Origin of the sequence: Pseudomonas sp. LPB4.O, from assembly GCF_038383825.1 — a bacterium.
GTDB classification, from domain to species: Bacteria; Pseudomonadota; Gammaproteobacteria; order Pseudomonadales; family Pseudomonadaceae; genus Aquipseudomonas; species Aquipseudomonas putida.
This window is the reverse complement of the sequence record NZ_CP151298.1, coordinates 1,754,843-1,770,379: the sequence shown is the minus strand read 5'-3', so window position 1 is coordinate 1,770,379 and position 15,537 is coordinate 1,754,843. Positions and strand designations below refer to the sequence as shown.

The window sequence follows — 15,537 nt, the reverse complement described above, 5'->3', positions numbered from 1 at the left end:
AAGTGCCGTGAAGATCCTGTGGGACCGGCTTTAGCCGCGAAAGGGCCAGTACCGACAACTGGCAGCTACCAGGCGGATTCCCCTTCCACCCGGTCCCGCCCGGCCTGCTTGGCTGTATAGACACCCGCATCAGCCCGCAGCAGCAAGGCGTCGGCGCCCTCCCCCGGCCGCCAGCCCGCCACTCCAAAACTTGCGGTCACCTGGCCCACGCCTTCCACCGGCATCGTGCGCACCCCTTGCCATAACTCAAGCGCCAGCAGCCGCGCCTGCTCGGCATCGCTGCCCGGGCACAGCACCATGAATTCTTCCCCACCCAGCCGGCAGAACACATCAGTACGCCGCAAGCGCTGGCCAATACGCTGACACAAGCTGCGCAACACCCGGTCGCCCATGGCATGGCCGAAGCGATCATTGATGCATTTGAAGTGATCGATGTCGAGCATGATCACGGCCAACGCCAGGCCGTCGCGCTGGGCGCGCTCCAGTTCGACCTTGAGCCGGTCCTGGAAGTAGCGGCGGTTATGGATGCCGGTCAGCGAGTCGGTGACCGACAACGCCCGCAATTCCTCCTCCACACCCTTGAGGTCGGAGATATCCGTCAGGTAGCCATGCCACAGGGTGCAGCCTTGCTCCCCCACCTCTGGCGTCGCTTCGCCACGGACCCAGCGCAGGCCGGCACGCGGCAGGCACACCCGGTATTCCTCGCGCCAGGGCGCCAGGTGCTCGGCCGAGTAACGCACCGAGCGGCGCACGCGGTCCAGGTCATCGGGGTGGATGCGCTCGAACACCAGCGTGGCATCCTCGCGCAATTGCTGCAGGTCCACTTCGTAGATGTCGTACAGGCCTTGGCTGGCATAGGGAAAGCACGAATGGCCGTTGGCATCCAGGCGATACTGGTAAATGCCCCCCGGCACCTCGGCACTGAGCTTTTCCAGCAGCCGGTCGCGCGCCGCCAGCGCCTCGTGTACCCGACGCCGCTCGGTGACATCAATGCAGATGGCCAGGTAGCCAACCCACAAATCCTGCTCATCCAGCATGGCGGTAACCAGCATGTTGGCCACCAACTGGCTGCCATCGGCGCGCAACAAGGTCCATTCTCCAGGTTCGGCGCCATGTGCTTGCACCGTTTCGGCGAACATGGCCTGGCCACCGGCAATCGGGCGACCATAGCGCAGGCTCAGGGCATGGCCGCGCTGGCTCAGTTCCTCGGGCAGCACCAGGTTCTCAAGGCGCAACTGCCCGATCGCCTCGCTGGCCGGGTAACCGAACATACGCTCTGCGCCGGCATTGAAGGTACTGACCACACCCTTGAGGTTGGTGGCGATGATTGCCACCTGGGTCGCCGCATCCAGCACGCTGCGCAGCTGGTTGTGGGTGCCGCGCAGCGACTGCTCGCTGACCCGCAGTTCGGCGGTGCGCTGCTCGACCAGGGCCAAGGCGCGTTGGCGCTGGCTGAACAGGCTGTAGAGCAAGGCACTGAGCAGCAGGCTCAACAACCCACCCAGCAGGACCACCGCCAGCACTGCCGACGAACGATTGGCCTTCACGAACGCCAGGCTCGGCAGGATGCTCAACTGGAAGTGGCGATCGGCCAGGTGCAACTGCTGATTGCTGGCCAGCGACAAGGGGGCGACCTGGTTCAGCGAGTCGAACATCACTTCCGGCCCCTGCAACCCGGACGGATCAACGATGCGCACCACCAGGTTGTCATCTGCCGCCACTGGCCGCCCATCACTGACCAGCTCGCGCATGCTCAGCAAGGCCGTCACATAACCTACTGCTGCGCCATGCGGATTAGCGTCGGAAAACACCGGCGCCACCAGCAGCAAGCCACGCGCGTACGAAGGGATCTCGTACATGGCCAGGGGTTCGGACACCGCCATGCTGCCAGGCCCGAGTGCCCGTGCCAGGGCAGCCTGGGATGCTGCCTGGCCGGCAAGGTCCAGCCCATAGGGCAGCCCTGGCATTTCACCAGATTGGGTATACAGCACAGGGAAGTAATGGTCGCGCAGCGGCGCAGGGCGCCATTGGCCTTGTGCGTCCTGGTCACGGATCACATAGTCCGGGCCTGAATGCTCACTGGCATGGCGCTCGAACTCGGCGCGTTGCGCGGCTTCGACACGCGGCGCCCAAGCGTAGGCCAGGGTGCGCTGGAGCAATGGCCGGGCGTAACCGTCAAATTCGAGCGGGGTGACTTCGTTGGAAAAGCTGAAGAACCGTCGCAGGCCGTCCAGGCGCTGCTGCTGTTCATCAAAACGCTCGGCAATGCGGCTGAAGCGCTCGCTGGCCAGCAACTCGAAACGCTGGCGCAACTGCTGCTTGTAGAACGTCTGCGCGGCAAGCGCCAAGGCGGCCGTCAACAGGCCGCCCGCCACCAAAGCCACCAGCGCCACCGCCCAGGCGGACACCGCTTCTGTGCACAGGCCAAATAACCGCGCACGCACGCCACACTTTGACATACACCCATCTCGTCACGTCAGCGTCCTGCGGATTATCTCGCCCTCCTCACATTTATAGCTATTGGCCATTAGCCGCGCAATGTACCTCGTCGGCTCAACGCAATTGCAGGCGCCAGGCGCGGTGGATCCGGTTGTTTCGGGCAAAGTCCGGGTCCAGCGTCTGGGCGGTGATTTCTTCCACGGCATAGCGCGCCATCAGGTGCTCGTCGAACTGGAACTTGCGGAAGTTGTTGGAGAAATACAACACGCCATCCGGCGCCAGGCGAGCCATGGCCAGGTCCAGCAGCTGTACGTGGTCACGCTGCACATCGAAGACGCCTTCCATGCGCTTGGAGTTGGAGAATGTTGGCGGGTCGATGAAGATCAGGTCGTAGCTGTCGCGGTTAGCTTCCAGCCATGCCATCACATCACCCTGCTCCAGGCGGTTGCGCTCGGAAAAGCCATTGAGCGCCAGATTGCGCCGCGCCCAGTCGAGGTAGGTTTTCGACAAATCGACGCTGGTGGTGCTGCGTGCGCCGCCCTTGGCCGCATGCACCGAAGCCGTGGCGGTGTAGCAGAACAGGTTGAGGAAGCGCTTGCCGGCAGCCTCGCGCTGGATACGCATGCGCATCGGGCGGTGGTCAAGGAACAGCCCGGTGTCGAGGTAGTCGGTGAGGTTGACCAGCAGCTTGACGCCACCTTCGTTCACCTCCTGGAAACGGCCCTCGGTGGCCTGGCGCTCGTACTGGCGCGTACCACTCTGCCGCTCGCGGCGCTTGAGTACTACACGCTGCGGCGAAATACCCAGTGCCTGGGGGATGGCTGCCAGGGCATCGAGCAGGCGCGATTGAGCCTTCTCCGGGTCGATCGAACGTGGCGCGGCGTACTCCTGCACATGCACCCAGTCGTGGTACAGGTCGACCGCCAGGGCGTACTCGGGCATGTCGGCATCGTACAGGCGATAGCAGTCAACCTGCTCGCGGCGGGCCCATTTGCCCAGTTGCTTGAGGTTCTTCTGCAGGCGGTTGGCAAACATCTGCGCCCCTTCCGATAGGCGCGCCGGCTCACTGGCTACCGGCGCTTGCTCACGGATTTCGGCGTTGTCAGCCTGCGCTTCGCGGCGCTCACCGGTCACGAACTGGTCGGGCTGCACCTTGAACAGCAACAGCTTGCACGGCAAGGCGCCGTTCCAGAACGCGTACTGCTTGTGGCTGCGAATACCCATGCGCTTGCCCAGCTGCGGCGCGCCTGTGAACACCGCCGCCTCCCAGCCCATGCAGGCCTGGCGCAGGCGCTCGCCCAGGTTCTGGTAGAGGTACAGCAGGCTGGCTTCGTCACCCAGGCGCTCGCCATAAGGCGGGTTGCTGATGACCAGGCCTTTCTGGTTCTGGTCCGGGCGTGGCTCGAAGGTACTGACCTCGCCCTGATAGATTTTCACCCAGTCGCCCAGGCCGGCGCGCTCGACGTTGTTGCGGCCCGGCTGGATCAGCCGCGGGTCGGCTTCGTAACCGCGGATCCACAGCGGTGGCTTGGCCAGGCCGGCCTGCGCCCGGGCCTGCGCCTCATCGTGTACCTTGCGCCACAGCGCCGGCACGTGGCCGAGCCAGGCACTGAAACCCCAACGTTCACGCTTGAGGTTGGGCGCGATATCGGCAGCGATCATCGCCGCTTCGACCAGGAAGGTACCCACACCACACATCGGGTCGGCCAGTGCGCCACCTTCGGCGGCAATGCGCGGCCAGCCCGAGCGGATCAGCACTGCTGCCGCCAGGTTTTCCTTCAGCGGCGCAGCACCTTGCTGCAGGCGATAGCCGCGCTGGTGCAGGCTGTGGCCGGACAGGTCGAGGGAAAGAATGGCCTCGCCACGGTCCAGGCGCAGGTGCACACGCACGTCAGGGTCGATCTTTTCCACCGACGGGCGCAGGCCTTCGCGGTTGCGCAGCTTGTCGACGATCGCATCCTTGACCTTCAGCGCACCGAAGTGGGTGTTGTCGATGCCCGAGCCATGGCCGCTGAACTCCACCGCGAGGGTGCCGTCGGCTGCCAGGTGGTCGGCCCAGTCAACCGCGTTGACGCCGTCATAAAGGTCGTCGGCGTTCTTCATGGAGAAGCGCTTGAGCACCAGCAGCACCCGGTTGGCCAGGCGCGACCATACGCACAGGCGGTAGGCGGTTTCCATGTCGGCGGCGCCGCGAATGGCCGAGGTGTGCTCACGCACCTCGTCAAGGCCAAGGCCCTTGGCCTCTTCGGCAAGCAGGCTTTCGAGGCCTTTGGGGCAGGTGAGGTAGAGTTCGAAACGGTCCGACATGAGTATTCCAGAGCCTTGGGCTATTTGACTGACGAGGCGACGCATCGCCACGCGATGTTTGCCCGCATGCCTTTCCAGCAGGCGTGCGGGTGGCCTTTTCTGGCACATAAGCGTGCCGCGAAGGGCCGGGCCGCCTGACCGATCTGCGCTCGGCCAAGTGGCAAAGACAGCTTAGATCATCAGGCAGTACAAAAAATTCTGGCGATAGAGGGGCCTGTGTGACCCTTCGTCGCATTTCAAATTATTTCTGTCACCCGCGAGCAACGCTGGCGAAATGACGTCAATGATCAGCAAACCCTGATCATAGCGGGCTAAACCTCAAATAAGGTTAAGTCGCATTTATTTACTTATCCCCTGACCCTATGAAAGGTTACGTGCTTATGACAAATCGATCATTCACACCGTGACTCGCATTCGTTAGAACTGGTCTCAGGCCGCTTCGCAACGAGGCGGCACTTTCAGCTCGCCACGCCGGCAGCGAGCGCAAACCGGCAGAAAGACTCTGCCCGGCCTCAGAGAGGCCGACGGGACATTACAGTCAACAAGTGAGGGCAACACCCTATGAGAAGACTTAAGCGTGATCCGTTGGAAAGAGCATATTCACGTGGCTACCAATACGGGGTCACCGGCAAATCCCGCGAACTTTGCCCCTTCAATCTTCCTTCTGTTCGCCAAGCCTGGATCAACGGCTGGCGCGAAGGTCGCGGTGATAACTGGGACGGAATGACTGGCACCGCTGGCATCCATAGACTCAACGAAAATCACGCCGTTGGCTGATCGAGGACACTGAATTCGATTTACCATGCACGCCCCATCCGGGCGGCGGGCGAAGGCCCAGGGGCCCCTTGAAGGGGCCCTTTTTTTGCCTGTCGATCAAACCCGCGGCATTGCCGCGATAGCGTCCACCGCCTCGCGGATCAGTGCCGGGCCTTTATAAATGAAGCCCGAGTAGATCTGCACCAGGCTCGCCCCGGCGGCGATTTTCTCGGCAGCGTGGCGGCCTTCGGTAATGCCACCGGCAGCGATGATCGGCAGCTTGCCGCCCAGCTCGCCTGCCAGCACCTTGACGATGTGGGTGCTCTTTTCCAGAACCGGCGCGCCCGACAGGCCGCCCGCCTCGCCACCGTACGGCAACCCCTCGACACCTTCACGACCCAGCGTGGTGTTGGTGGCAATTACCGCATCCATACCCGATTCCATCAGCGCGGCTGCCACCAATGCGGTTTCTTCGTCGCTCATGTCCGGGGCAATCTTGATGGCCAGCGGCACGCGCTTGCCATGGGTAGCGGCCAGTTGCTCACGGCGCACGGCCAGTGCATCGAGCAGCTGCTTCAGCGAATCACCAAACTGCAGGCTGCGCAGGCCCGGGGTGTTCGGCGAACTGACGTTGACGGTGATGTAGCTGGCGGCGGTGTACACCTTGTCCAGGCAGATCAGGTAGTCATCGACGGCACGCTCGACCGGGGTGTCGAAGTTCTTGCCGATGTTGATGCCCAGCACACCGCTGTAGCGCGAGGCTCGTACCCGGTCGAGCAGGTTATCGACACCCAGGTTGTTGAAGCCCATGCGGTTGATGATGGCCGTGGCCTCCGGCAGCCGGAACAGCCGTGGCTTGGGGTTGCCCGGCTGCGGGCGCGGGGTGACGGTGCCGATCTCGACAAAGCCGAAGCCCAGCTGGGCAAAACCGTCGATGGCCGCGCCGTTCTTGTCCAGGCCGGCAGCCAGGCCCACCGGGTTGGCGAAGTTCAAGCCCATGACCGAAACCGGCAAGGCCGCCGGCTGCTTGCACAGCATGCCGTTGAGGCCAAGGCGGCCACCGGCACCGATCAGGTCCAGGGACAGGTCGTGGGAAGTTTCCGGAGAAAGCTTGAACAGCAGCTGGCGGGCCAGGGTATACATGGGCGGGCAAGACTCGGGGTGAGTGAGGGGGCGATTATAGCCACCGTGGCGCTGACAGGACAGTAAATCATGGGGCCACTGCAGCCCTGGCACATCGGTTGCACCGGTTTGGCCCACAGCCTAATCAGTACAGGCGAGGAACCTTGTGAACACTGCACCCCGAGCAACGCCCCTGGCCTGGGTCAACGGCAGCGATGCGCCCGAGAAGCCCAGCCTGAACATCGGCTACATGGCCCTGACCGACTGCGCCTCGGTGGTGGTCGCGGCCACTCAGGGCTTCGCCCAGCAACACGGCCTTACCCTCAACCTCAAGCGCCAGGGCTCTTGGGCGGGGCTGCGCGACAAGTTGGTCAACGGCGAACTGGACGCCGCGCACTGCCTGTATGGCCTGGTCTACGCCGTGCATCTTGGCATTGGTGGCGTACTGGCCAGTGATATGGCGGTGCTCATGGGGCTGAACCAGAACGCCCAGGCCATCAACCTGTCCCCGGCCCTCCAGCGCAAAGGCGTGACCAACCCTGAAGCACTGGCGCGATTGGTGCACCAGCATGGCGCGCGCCTTACCTTCGCCCAGACCTTCCCCACCGGCACCCACGCCATGTGGCTGTATTACTGGCTGGCCAGCCAGGGCATCCACCCACTGCGCGACGTCGACAGCGTGGTGGTGCCGCCGGCACAAATGGCCGCACATATCCAGGCCGGGCGCATCGACGGCTTTTGCGTGGGCGAGCCCTGGGCCGCCGATGCGGTTGCCAAGGCCCAAGGCTTCACCCTCGCCACCAGCCAGTCGATCTGGCCGGACCACCCGGAAAAAGTCCTGGCCTGTGCCCGCGCCTTTGCCGAGCAATACCCCAACAGCGCCCGCGCCTTGATCAAGGCAATCCTCGCCGCCAGCCGGTTCATCGAGCAAAGCCCGGAAAACCGCCGCAGCACCGCGCAACTGCTTAGCGGCAGTGCCTATCTGGATACGCCGCTGGAGAGTATCGAGCCACGCCTGCTCGGCAACTACCAGGACGGCCTGGGCAACCACTGGCAAGACCCGCATGCCCTGCGCCTGTTCGACCACGGCCGGGCCAACCTGCCGTACCTGTCCGACGGCATGTGGTTCATGACCCAGTTCCGCCGCTGGGGCCTGCTGCGCGAAGACCCCGACTACCTCGATGTGGCCCGCCAGGTACAGCAGCTGGCCCTGTACAGCGAGGCCGCGCAAAGCCTTGGCGTGGCCTGCCCTTCGCTGCCGATGCGCAGCAGCATGCTGATTGACGGCAGCTGCTGGGACGGCAGCGACCCCTACGGCTACGCCCGCAGTTTCAGCTTGCATGCACTGGGCGAATTGCCCGATGCCCGTGTCGGCGCGTGAGGGGACCAACATGTTGCGCATCCTGCTGATTGACGACACCCAGCACAAACTCGGCCGCCTCAAGGCGGCGTTGATCGAGGCGGGCTTCGAGGTCACCGAAGCCCCAGGCTTGACCATCGACCTGCCCGCCTGCGTCGAAACGGTGCGCCCGGATGTGGTGCTGATCGACACCGACTCACCTGACCGTGATGTGATGGAACAGGTGGTGCTGGTCAGCCGTGACCAGCCGCGCCCCATCGTGCTGTTCACTGACGAGCACGACCCCGGGGTGATGCGCCAGGCGATCCAGGCGGGCGTCAGTGCCTATATCGTAGAAGGCATCCATGCCGCCCGGTTGCAGCCGATTCTGGATGTGGCCATGGCCCGCTTCGAAAGCGACCAGGCACTGAAGGCGCAGTTGGTGGCACGCGACCAGCAACTGGCCGAACGCAAACGCATCGAACAGGCCAAAGGTTTACTGATGAAAATGAAAGACTGCAACGAAGAACAGGCCTACACCCTGATGCGCCGACAGGCCATGAGCCGGCAGCAGAAGCTGATTCAGGTGGCAGAGCAGATCATTGCCATGCACGAAATGCTCGGCTGAGGTGCCAGGCATGAGATTTCTGGCGCCTGTCAGATCGAGCGCCGCGCGGGCGGCGCTTCGCAGCACAAGGCTGCTCCTACATTTGTTTCGGGCCAGTCAAGCCTGTGGCATTTGCGCGCGACCGCCTTGTCTGTCCGACTCGATATTGAGACAGGCGCCAAGGGGCCGCGCGCCTCTGCCTCAGGAATTATTGGCCCGAAACAAATGTAGGAGCAGCCTTGTGCTGCGAAGCGCCGCGCGGGCGGCGCTCGATCTCACAGGCGCAGAAAATGTCATGCCGGCCGCTCCCATAAGTTGGCCCATCTCTTGCTGAGCAAACAGCACCGGTAGCCAACGGCGGTTGCCCCACTTAAATCCCGACAAAGACGTCGCTCTCCCCTCCAGCTTCCTGGAGTGGGTAGCGGCGTCTTTTTCGTTCTGTTGCATTGCCGAGTGAGGTGTTCGATGAGTACCAGCTTCTGGAAATCCGGGCATGTGCCCACGCTGTTCGCTGCGTTCCTGTATTTCGACCTGAGCTTCATGGTCTGGTACCTCCTGGGCCCGATGGCGGTGCAGATTGCCGGTGACTTGCAACTCAGTGCACAACAACGGGGCCTGATGGTAGCCATGCCGATCCTCTCCGGGGCGATCCTGCGCTTTGCCATGGGCGTGCTGGTCGACCGCCTGTCACCCAAGACCGCAGGGCTGATCGGCCAGGTGGTGGTCATCGTCGCGCTGGCGGCGGCCTGGCACTTCGGCGTACACAGCTATGAACAGGTGCTGCTGCTGGGCTTGTTCCTCGGCTTTGCCGGCGCTTCGTTCGCCGTGTCGCTGCCGCTGGCGTCGCAGTGGTACCCGCCACAACACCAGGGCAAGGCCATGGGCATTGCTGGCGCCGGCAATTCCGGCACGGTGTTCGCCGCCCTGCTGGCGCCGGCGCTGGCCGCCGGCTTTGGCTGGAACAATGTGTTCGGCTTTGCGCTGATTCCGTTGACGCTGGTGCTGGTGGTGTTCGCCCTGCTGGCACGCAACGCCCCAGAGCGCCCCAAGCCCAAAGCAATGGCGGACTACCTCAAGGCCCTCGGCGACCGTGACAGCTGGTGGTTCATGTTCTTCTACAGTGTCACCTTCGGCGGCTTCATTGGCCTGGCCAGCGCCCTGCCCGGCTATTTCAGCGACCAGTACGGGCTGAGCCCGGTCACTGCCGGCTACTACACCGCTGCCTGCGTGTTCGCCGGCAGCCTGATGCGCCCACTCGGCGGCGCCCTGGCCGACCGCTTCGGCGGCATCCGCACCCTGCTGGGTATGTACAGCGTTGCAGCCATCTGCATTGCCGCAGTCGGGTTCAACCTGCCTTCTGCGGCTGCCGCACTGGCGCTGTTCATCAGCGCCATGCTTGGCTTGGGCGCTGGTAACGGCGCGGTATTCCAGCTGGTACCGCAACGCTTCCGCCAGGAAATCGGCGTAATGACCGGGCTGATCGGCATGGCCGGCGGTATCGGCGGCTTCCTGCTGGCGGCAGGGCTCGGCACCATCAAGCAGCACACCGGCGATTACCAGCTGGGGCTGTGGCTGTTCGCCAGCCTGGGCCTGCTGGCGTGGTTCGGCCTGCATGGCGTGAAACAGCGCTGGCGCACCACCTGGGGCTCGGCTGCAGTCACTGCAGCGCGGGTCTGAGGCACGCCGATGAGCCTGCAACTGAGCTTTGCCCAGGCCAGCGCCACCGGGCCGCGCGCGGAAAACCAGGACGCCCTGCGCCTGGTGACACCGGCACCAGAGCTGGCCGCCAGCAAGGGCTACCTGTTCGCCCTTGCCGACGGCGTCAGCCAATGCGCCGATGGTGGCCTGGCAGCACGCGCCAGCTTGCAGGCGCTGGCCTTGGACTACTACGCCACCCCCGCCACCTGGAGCGTGGCCCAGGCACTCGATCGCCTGCTGCTGGCACAGAACCGCTGGCTGCGCGCTCAAGGCAGCGGCCAGCCATTGTTGACCACCCTCAGCGCACTGGTACTGCGGGGCCGACGATTCACCCTGGCCCATGTCGGCGACTGTCGTGTGTACCGCTGGCACGCCGGGCACCTGCAGTGCCTGAGCGAAGACCATGTGTGGGACCAGCCGGGCATGCAGCATGTGCTGAAACGCGCGCTGGGCCTGGACCAACATCTGCTGGTGGATTACCTCGAGGGCGAGCTGCAGCCGGGTGAGTGCTTTTTGCTACTCAGCGACGGAGTCTGGGCCAGCCTGGGCGACCAGCACATCCAGGCGGTACTGCGTGAACAGCCCGACCTGCAACTGGCCGTCGACACGCTGGTTGCCAGCGCGCACCTCAATGGCAGCCAGGACAACGCCAGCGCCTTGCTGGTGAAGGTCGAGCAACTGGGCACGGCCAACCTCGGTGACACCCTGGCACAGCTGCAGCAATGGCCGTTACCCGGCCCCCTGCGCGAAGGCCAGGTGATCGATGGCTGGCTTACCGAACAGCTGCTGTCGCACAGCCGCCAGTCGCTGCTGTACCGGGTGCGCGACGGCCAAGGTCAAACCTGGCTGCTCAAGACCCTGCCTGGCGCACGCGAGCAGGAGCCGAAGGCGGCGCAAGGGCTGTTGCTGGAAGAATGGTTCCTGCGCCGGGTCGCTGGCCGACATTTCCCCGAGCTGCATGCAGCCAGCCAGCGGCAACACCTGTACTACGTGATGCGCGAATATCCCGGCCAGACCCTTGCAACGCTGCTGGCCGAACATGGCCCGCTGCCCTTGCCACAGTGGCTGGAAATGGCCCGGCAACTGCTGCAGGCGGTCGGCGTGCTGCACCGGCGCAACCTGCTGCACCGCGATATCAAGCCAGACAACCTGCACCTGGGCAGCGATGGCCAGCTGCGCCTGCTGGACTTCGGCCTGGCCTACTGCCCAGGCCTGTCCGAAGACCCGCTGCACGACGTGCCCGGCACACCCTCCTACCTCGCCCCGGAAGCGTTCGACGGCCAACCGCCCAGCCCACGCCAAGACCTGTATGCCGTGGGCGTGACGCTGTACCACCTGCTGACCGCGCACTACCCGTATGGCGAGGTGGAAGCCTTCCAGCGCCCGCGTTTCGGCCAGCCAGTCAACGCCGCTCGCTACCGCCCCGACCTGCCGGAATGGCTGCAGCACAACCTGCAACAGGCGGTGGCCGCCGACCCGGCGCAACGCTTCGAAACGGCCGAACACTGGTTGCTGCTGCTTGAACGCGGCGACCGCCAGGAGCTGCCCAGCCGGCCAAGGCCATTGCTGGAGCGCGAGCCACTGAAAGTGTGGCGCACGCTGGCCCTGCTGTCCCTGCTGTTCAACCTGATTTTGCTGCTCAGCCTGCTAAAAGGCTGAGCGCACCCTGCCGATGAGGAGTACCCCGATGAATGCAAAAGTCTGGCTGGTGGGTGCCGGCCCTGGCGACCCTGAACTGCTCACCCTCAAGGCGGTACGTGCCCTGCAGCAAGCCGCCGTGGTGATGATCGACGACCTGGTCAACCCGGCAGTACTGGAACATTCCCCCCAGGCCCGGGTGATCGCAGTGGGCAAGCGCGGCGGCTGCCGCTCCACACCACAGGCGTTCATCCAGCGCCTGATGTTGCGCCATGCTCGACAAGGGCGTTGCGTGGTACGGCTCAAGGGTGGCGACCCGTGTATTTTTGGTCGCGGAGGTGAGGAGGCGCTATGGCTGCAGGGGCATGGCATCGAGGTGGAGCTGGTCAACGGCATCACGGCGGGCCTGGCAGGCGCCACGCAATGCGGCATTTCGCTGACTTCACGCGGTGTCAGCCGCGGGGTGACACTGGTGACGGCGCACACCCAGGACGACAGCGAGCTGAACTGGACGGCTCTGGCACAGGGCGGGACGACGCTGGTGGTTTACATGGGGGTGGCGCGGCTGGAGCAGGTACGCCAGGGCTTGCTGGCGGGGGGCATGGCACCGGGCATGCCGGTGGCGATGATCGAAAATGCCTCGATGCCGCAGCAGCGTGAGTGCAGGAGCGATGTGCTGGGCATGGCTGAAGATGCGCGAAGGTTTGGCTTGCGTAGCCCGGCGATTCTGGTGATTGGGGAAGTGGTCGGGGAACAGCAGAAGCTGGAGCTGGTTTCCATCGCGGGCTGAATACCCGTCACTGTAGGAGCAGCCTTGTGCTGCGAAGAGGCCATTACAGCAACAGAATACCTTTGCCCTTACCGGCCTTTTCGCAGCACAAGGCTGCTCCTACAGGTGCTGTGCAGGCTGTGAGGCCGGTTAAAACCCAGGGAAAGAAAAACCCGGCCGAGGCCGGGTTTTTCATGAAACATCAGGCCAATTACTTGGACTGAGCTTCTACCTGAGCTTCAACGCGACGGTTGACAGCACGGCCTTCTTCGGTGGCGTTGTCAGCAACCGGACGGGTTTCGCCGTAGCCTACCGAGTCAACACGGGTAGATTCTACGCCGTACTGCTGGGTCAGGACTTGCTTGACAGCGTTGGCACGACGCTCGGACAGCTTCTGGTTGTAAGCGTCTGGACCCACGGAGTCAGTGTGACCTTCAACCACGGTGGTGGTTTGTGGGTACTGCTTCATGAAGTCAGCCAGGTTCTTGATGTCGCCGTAGCTGTTAGGCTTGACGACCGACTTGTCGAAGTCGAACTTCACGTCCAGCTCAACACGAACGACTTCGGCAACAGCCGGGCAGCCGTCGGCGTCAACGGTAACGTTGGCCGGGGTGTCTGGGCACTTGTCGACGTTGTCGCAAACGCCGTCGTTGTCGGAGTCGGAGCAAACTTCAGCAACTGGAGCTGGAGCGGCTTCGGCTTGCTTCGGGCTACCGCCGAAGTTCAGACCAACACCAACGCTTGGGGCCCACTCGGTGTCGCCCTGGTCGATGTTGTACTGAGCTTCTACGCCGGCACGGGCGTAGAACATGTCGGTGATGTACCACTTGGCGCCAGCGCCAACGTTGGCGAAGGTGGAGTGGTCACGACCGCCACGGCCGGTCTGGCCCAGCGACTGGTGCGAGAAACCAGCGGAAACGTACGGACGGATGGCGTCATACGGGTTGTTGAAGTGGTAAACGGCGTCCAGGGCGGTGTTCGAGCCCTTGATGTTCTTGCCGTCTTCGCCACGAGCGTTGTGAACTTCGTCGTAACCCAGGCGCAGTTCAACGTCGTCGGTCAGGAAGTAACCGATCGAGCCGCCGAACAGGTTGCCGTCGTTCTTGAAGTCACGCTGGCTGTCGAAGAATTCTTTCTTGTAGAAGCCTTCGACTTCCACAGCGCCTGTGCCTTGTGCCATAGCGCCAATCGAGGTGGCGGCTACGAGCGAACCAATGGCCAAGCCCAAGGTGTTTTTCAATTTCATCCGTTAAATCCCCATCTGGTGATAGTTAAGCAGTCCCACCACAAACAAGGGGGACAACTCGACGGCAAGTCTAGCAGAACTCGCCGATTCGTTAGAGATATTTGCACGCCACTAAGTTTCATCAAGGCCGGCAAATTTCTCACGAAGCTTGTCTAGCGCACGCTTGTAGCGCATTTTCGTTGCGCTCAGGCCCATGTGCATGATGTCGGCAATTTCCTGGAATTCCAGCTCTGCGACAAAACGCAGCACCAGAATTTCCCGGTCAATCGGGTTCACATGCACCAGCCACTTGTCCAGCCCGCCTTTTTCTTCCGGCTTCGGGGCCTTGTCTTCGGACGCCTCTTCGATAGGGTCCAGACTCAAGGCATCCATCAGCCGGCGTTTACGGCGCTCCTTGCGGTACTGGGTGATGCACTCGTTGTAGGTGATGCTGTACAGCCACGTCTTGAACTTGGATTTACCCTCGAAGTTCTTCAGCCCGTACAGCACCTTGAGCATCACTTCCTGACAGACATCGTCCGCGTCACGGTCGTTCCCCAGATAACGCGCACAGACGTTGAACAGGGTCCGCTGGTAGCGCCGCATGAGCTCCTCATAGGCGCGGGTAACGTGGTACAGCTCCTCATGCGAACGCGCCACCAACTCTTCATCGGTGAGCTCGCGGGGGTCATAACGCATGGGCGGCGAATGAACTTTATTCAAAACGGATCTGGCCGACAGTCAGGTCAATGTCGCCGCGCGACCCCGTGGGTCGAATTTCGCGGCGGCATACATTAACAGCTTTTGTGCGGTTAGCGGCTATTGACGCGCTGCTCAAGCAGCTCGCGATTGGCCAGCGACACCAGTTCGCCATCATCGGTCAGCAGCGTTGTCTTGACCGTGCCGATTTCCTCGATATGCCCTTCGACCTCTCCAATTCGCACCTGCTGGCCGACCTGGTAGAGCTCACGCACGTAAATGCCGGCCAGAATCTGCCCGGCAATTTCGCGGCTGCCAAGGCCCATGGCCAGGGCTACCGCCAGACCAACGGTAATCAGCCCGATGACGATCACGTGGTTCAGCAGGTCGGTTTTCACCTCCAGCTGGCTGATGGCAACCGAGATGCTGATGATGATCACCAGACCCTGGGTAATACGCCCAAGGCCTGCCGAATATTCCAGGCCGATGCCTTCGGCGGCGCCGCGCACCAGCCCGTTGGCCACCTGCGCCAGCAGCACGCCGGCCAGCAACACCAAGGCGGCGCCGAACACTTTTGGCAGGTACAGGGCGAGCATGTCGAGGGTCGCGGAAACCCGCTCCAGGCCTAGCGACTCAGCGGCCGAGACGAGGAAGATGAGCAGCACGAACCAGTAGACAATCTTGCCGATCAAGGTCGAGATCGGCACCTGGATGCCGACCCGGCCGAGCATCTTGGTGAGGCCGGTGCCGGCCATCAGGCGGTCCAGGCCAAGCTTGGCCAGCAGTTTGGACAACAGCGTGTCGAGCAACTTGGCCACCACGAAACCGAGCAGCACCACGACCAGCGCGCCGAACAGGTTGGGGATGAAGTTCGCTACCTTGGTCCAAAGTGCAGTCATCGCGGCGACCAGGCTCTGGGTCCAGAGATCGAGTTCCAT

General features: G+C 63.2%; 12 protein-coding genes. 6 read left to right on the top strand and 6 right to left on the bottom strand.

The genetic code is table 11. From position 1 onward, the window contains the following. Positions 1 to 65: 65 nt before the first annotated feature. Positions 66 to 2,459 carry a diguanylate cyclase gene (locus MRBLPB4O_RS07980; protein ID WP_341798025.1) on the bottom strand — a complete coding sequence of 798 codons (2,394 nt, stop codon included), beginning with the start codon at positions 2,457 to 2,459 and terminating at the stop codon, positions 66 to 68. Positions 2,460 to 2,553: 94 nt separating this feature from the next. Next, complete coding sequence (gene rlmKL / locus MRBLPB4O_RS07975; RefSeq protein ID WP_341798024.1) at positions 2,554 to 4,746, bottom strand: bifunctional 23S rRNA (guanine(2069)-N(7))-methyltransferase RlmK/23S rRNA (guanine(2445)-N(2))-methyltransferase RlmL; 2,193 nt, start codon at positions 4,744 to 4,746, stop codon at positions 2,554 to 2,556. Between the two features lie 561 nt (positions 4,747 to 5,307). Between rlmKL and MRBLPB4O_RS07970 the strand changes: the two genes are divergently transcribed. Next, entirely contained in the window at positions 5,308 to 5,523 is a 216-nt protein-coding gene (locus MRBLPB4O_RS07970; RefSeq protein ID WP_003248687.1) for a ribosome modulation factor, read from the top strand. Between the two features lie 96 nt (positions 5,524 to 5,619). On the opposite strand, the gene MRBLPB4O_RS07965 is transcribed toward MRBLPB4O_RS07970, so the two are convergent. Then, the gene (locus tag MRBLPB4O_RS07965; protein ID WP_016500784.1) at positions 5,620 to 6,645 is read right to left on the bottom strand and encodes a quinone-dependent dihydroorotate dehydrogenase; all 1,026 of its coding nucleotides are present in this window, start codon (positions 6,643 to 6,645) and stop codon (positions 5,620 to 5,622) included. Positions 6,646 to 6,790: 145 nt separating this feature from the next. On the opposite strand from MRBLPB4O_RS07965, the gene MRBLPB4O_RS07960 reads away from it, so the two are divergent. From MRBLPB4O_RS07960 to cobA, 5 genes are all read left to right on the top strand, one after another. Continuing rightward, entirely contained in the window at positions 6,791 to 8,005 is a 1,215-nt protein-coding gene (locus MRBLPB4O_RS07960) for a CmpA/NrtA family ABC transporter substrate-binding protein (protein WP_341798023.1), read from the top strand. A gap of 10 nt (positions 8,006 to 8,015) precedes the next feature. Beyond that, entirely contained in the window at positions 8,016 to 8,591 is a 576-nt protein-coding gene (locus tag MRBLPB4O_RS07955; protein ID WP_016500786.1) for an ANTAR domain-containing protein, read from the top strand. Positions 8,592 to 9,035: 444 nt separating this feature from the next. After that, entirely contained in the window at positions 9,036 to 10,247 is a 1,212-nt protein-coding gene (locus tag MRBLPB4O_RS07950; RefSeq protein WP_341798022.1) for a nitrate/nitrite transporter, read from the top strand. Between the two features lie 9 nt (positions 10,248 to 10,256). Then, entirely contained in the window at positions 10,257 to 11,927 is a 1,671-nt protein-coding gene (locus tag MRBLPB4O_RS07945) for a bifunctional protein-serine/threonine kinase/phosphatase (protein WP_341798021.1), read from the top strand. Positions 11,928 to 11,955: 28 nt separating this feature from the next. Next, on the top strand, positions 11,956 to 12,696 hold the full coding sequence (cobA, locus tag MRBLPB4O_RS07940) for a uroporphyrinogen-III C-methyltransferase (protein WP_341798020.1): 741 nt from the start codon (positions 11,956 to 11,958) through the stop codon (positions 12,694 to 12,696). A 190-nt stretch (positions 12,697 to 12,886) separates the two neighbouring features. Here the strand turns inward: cobA and MRBLPB4O_RS07935 are convergent, their stop codons facing one another. The 3 genes from MRBLPB4O_RS07935 to MRBLPB4O_RS07925 form a co-directional block, all read right to left on the bottom strand. Continuing rightward, complete coding sequence (locus MRBLPB4O_RS07935) at positions 12,887 to 13,921, bottom strand: OmpA family protein (protein ID WP_016500790.1); 1,035 nt, start codon at positions 13,919 to 13,921, stop codon at positions 12,887 to 12,889. A 111-nt stretch (positions 13,922 to 14,032) separates the two neighbouring features. Continuing rightward, positions 14,033 to 14,599 (bottom strand): RNA polymerase sigma factor SigX, encoded by a 567-nt coding sequence (sigX, locus tag MRBLPB4O_RS07930; protein ID WP_016500791.1) that lies wholly within the window; start codon positions 14,597 to 14,599, stop codon positions 14,033 to 14,035. Between the two features lie 113 nt (positions 14,600 to 14,712). Further along, the gene (locus tag MRBLPB4O_RS07925; protein ID WP_016500792.1) at positions 14,713 to 15,537 is read right to left on the bottom strand and encodes a mechanosensitive ion channel domain-containing protein; all 825 of its coding nucleotides are present in this window, start codon (positions 15,535 to 15,537) and stop codon (positions 14,713 to 14,715) included.

Bases quoted from the DNA above. Each gene is read 5' to 3' on its own strand.
- MRBLPB4O_RS07935 (WP_016500790.1), bottom strand. From the start codon at position 13,921: ATGAAATTGAAAAACACCTTGGGCTTGGCCATTGGTTCGCTCGTAGCC.
- MRBLPB4O_RS07965 (WP_016500784.1), bottom strand. From the start codon at position 6,645: ATGTATACCCTGGCCCGCCAGCTGCTGTTCAAGCTTTCTCCGGAAACT.
- MRBLPB4O_RS07950 (WP_341798022.1), top strand. From the start codon at position 9,036: ATGAGTACCAGCTTCTGGAAATCCGGGCATGTGCCCACGCTGTTCGCT.
- cobA (WP_341798020.1), top strand. From the start codon at position 11,956: ATGAATGCAAAAGTCTGGCTGGTGGGTGCCGGCCCTGGCGACCCTGAA.
- MRBLPB4O_RS07970 (WP_003248687.1), top strand. From the start codon at position 5,308: ATGAGAAGACTTAAGCGTGATCCGTTGGAAAGAGCATATTCACGTGGC.
- rlmKL (WP_341798024.1), bottom strand. From the start codon at position 4,746: ATGTCGGACCGTTTCGAACTCTACCTCACCTGCCCCAAAGGCCTCGAA.
- MRBLPB4O_RS07945 (WP_341798021.1), top strand. From the start codon at position 10,257: ATGAGCCTGCAACTGAGCTTTGCCCAGGCCAGCGCCACCGGGCCGCGC.
- MRBLPB4O_RS07955 (WP_016500786.1), top strand. From the start codon at position 8,016: ATGTTGCGCATCCTGCTGATTGACGACACCCAGCACAAACTCGGCCGC.
- MRBLPB4O_RS07980 (WP_341798025.1), bottom strand. From the start codon at position 2,459: ATGTCAAAGTGTGGCGTGCGTGCGCGGTTATTTGGCCTGTGCACAGAA.
- MRBLPB4O_RS07925 (WP_016500792.1), bottom strand. From the start codon at position 15,537: ATGGAACTCGATCTCTGGACCCAGAGCCTGGTCGCCGCGATGACTGCA.
- sigX (WP_016500791.1), bottom strand. From the start codon at position 14,599: ATGCGTTATGACCCCCGCGAGCTCACCGATGAAGAGTTGGTGGCGCGT.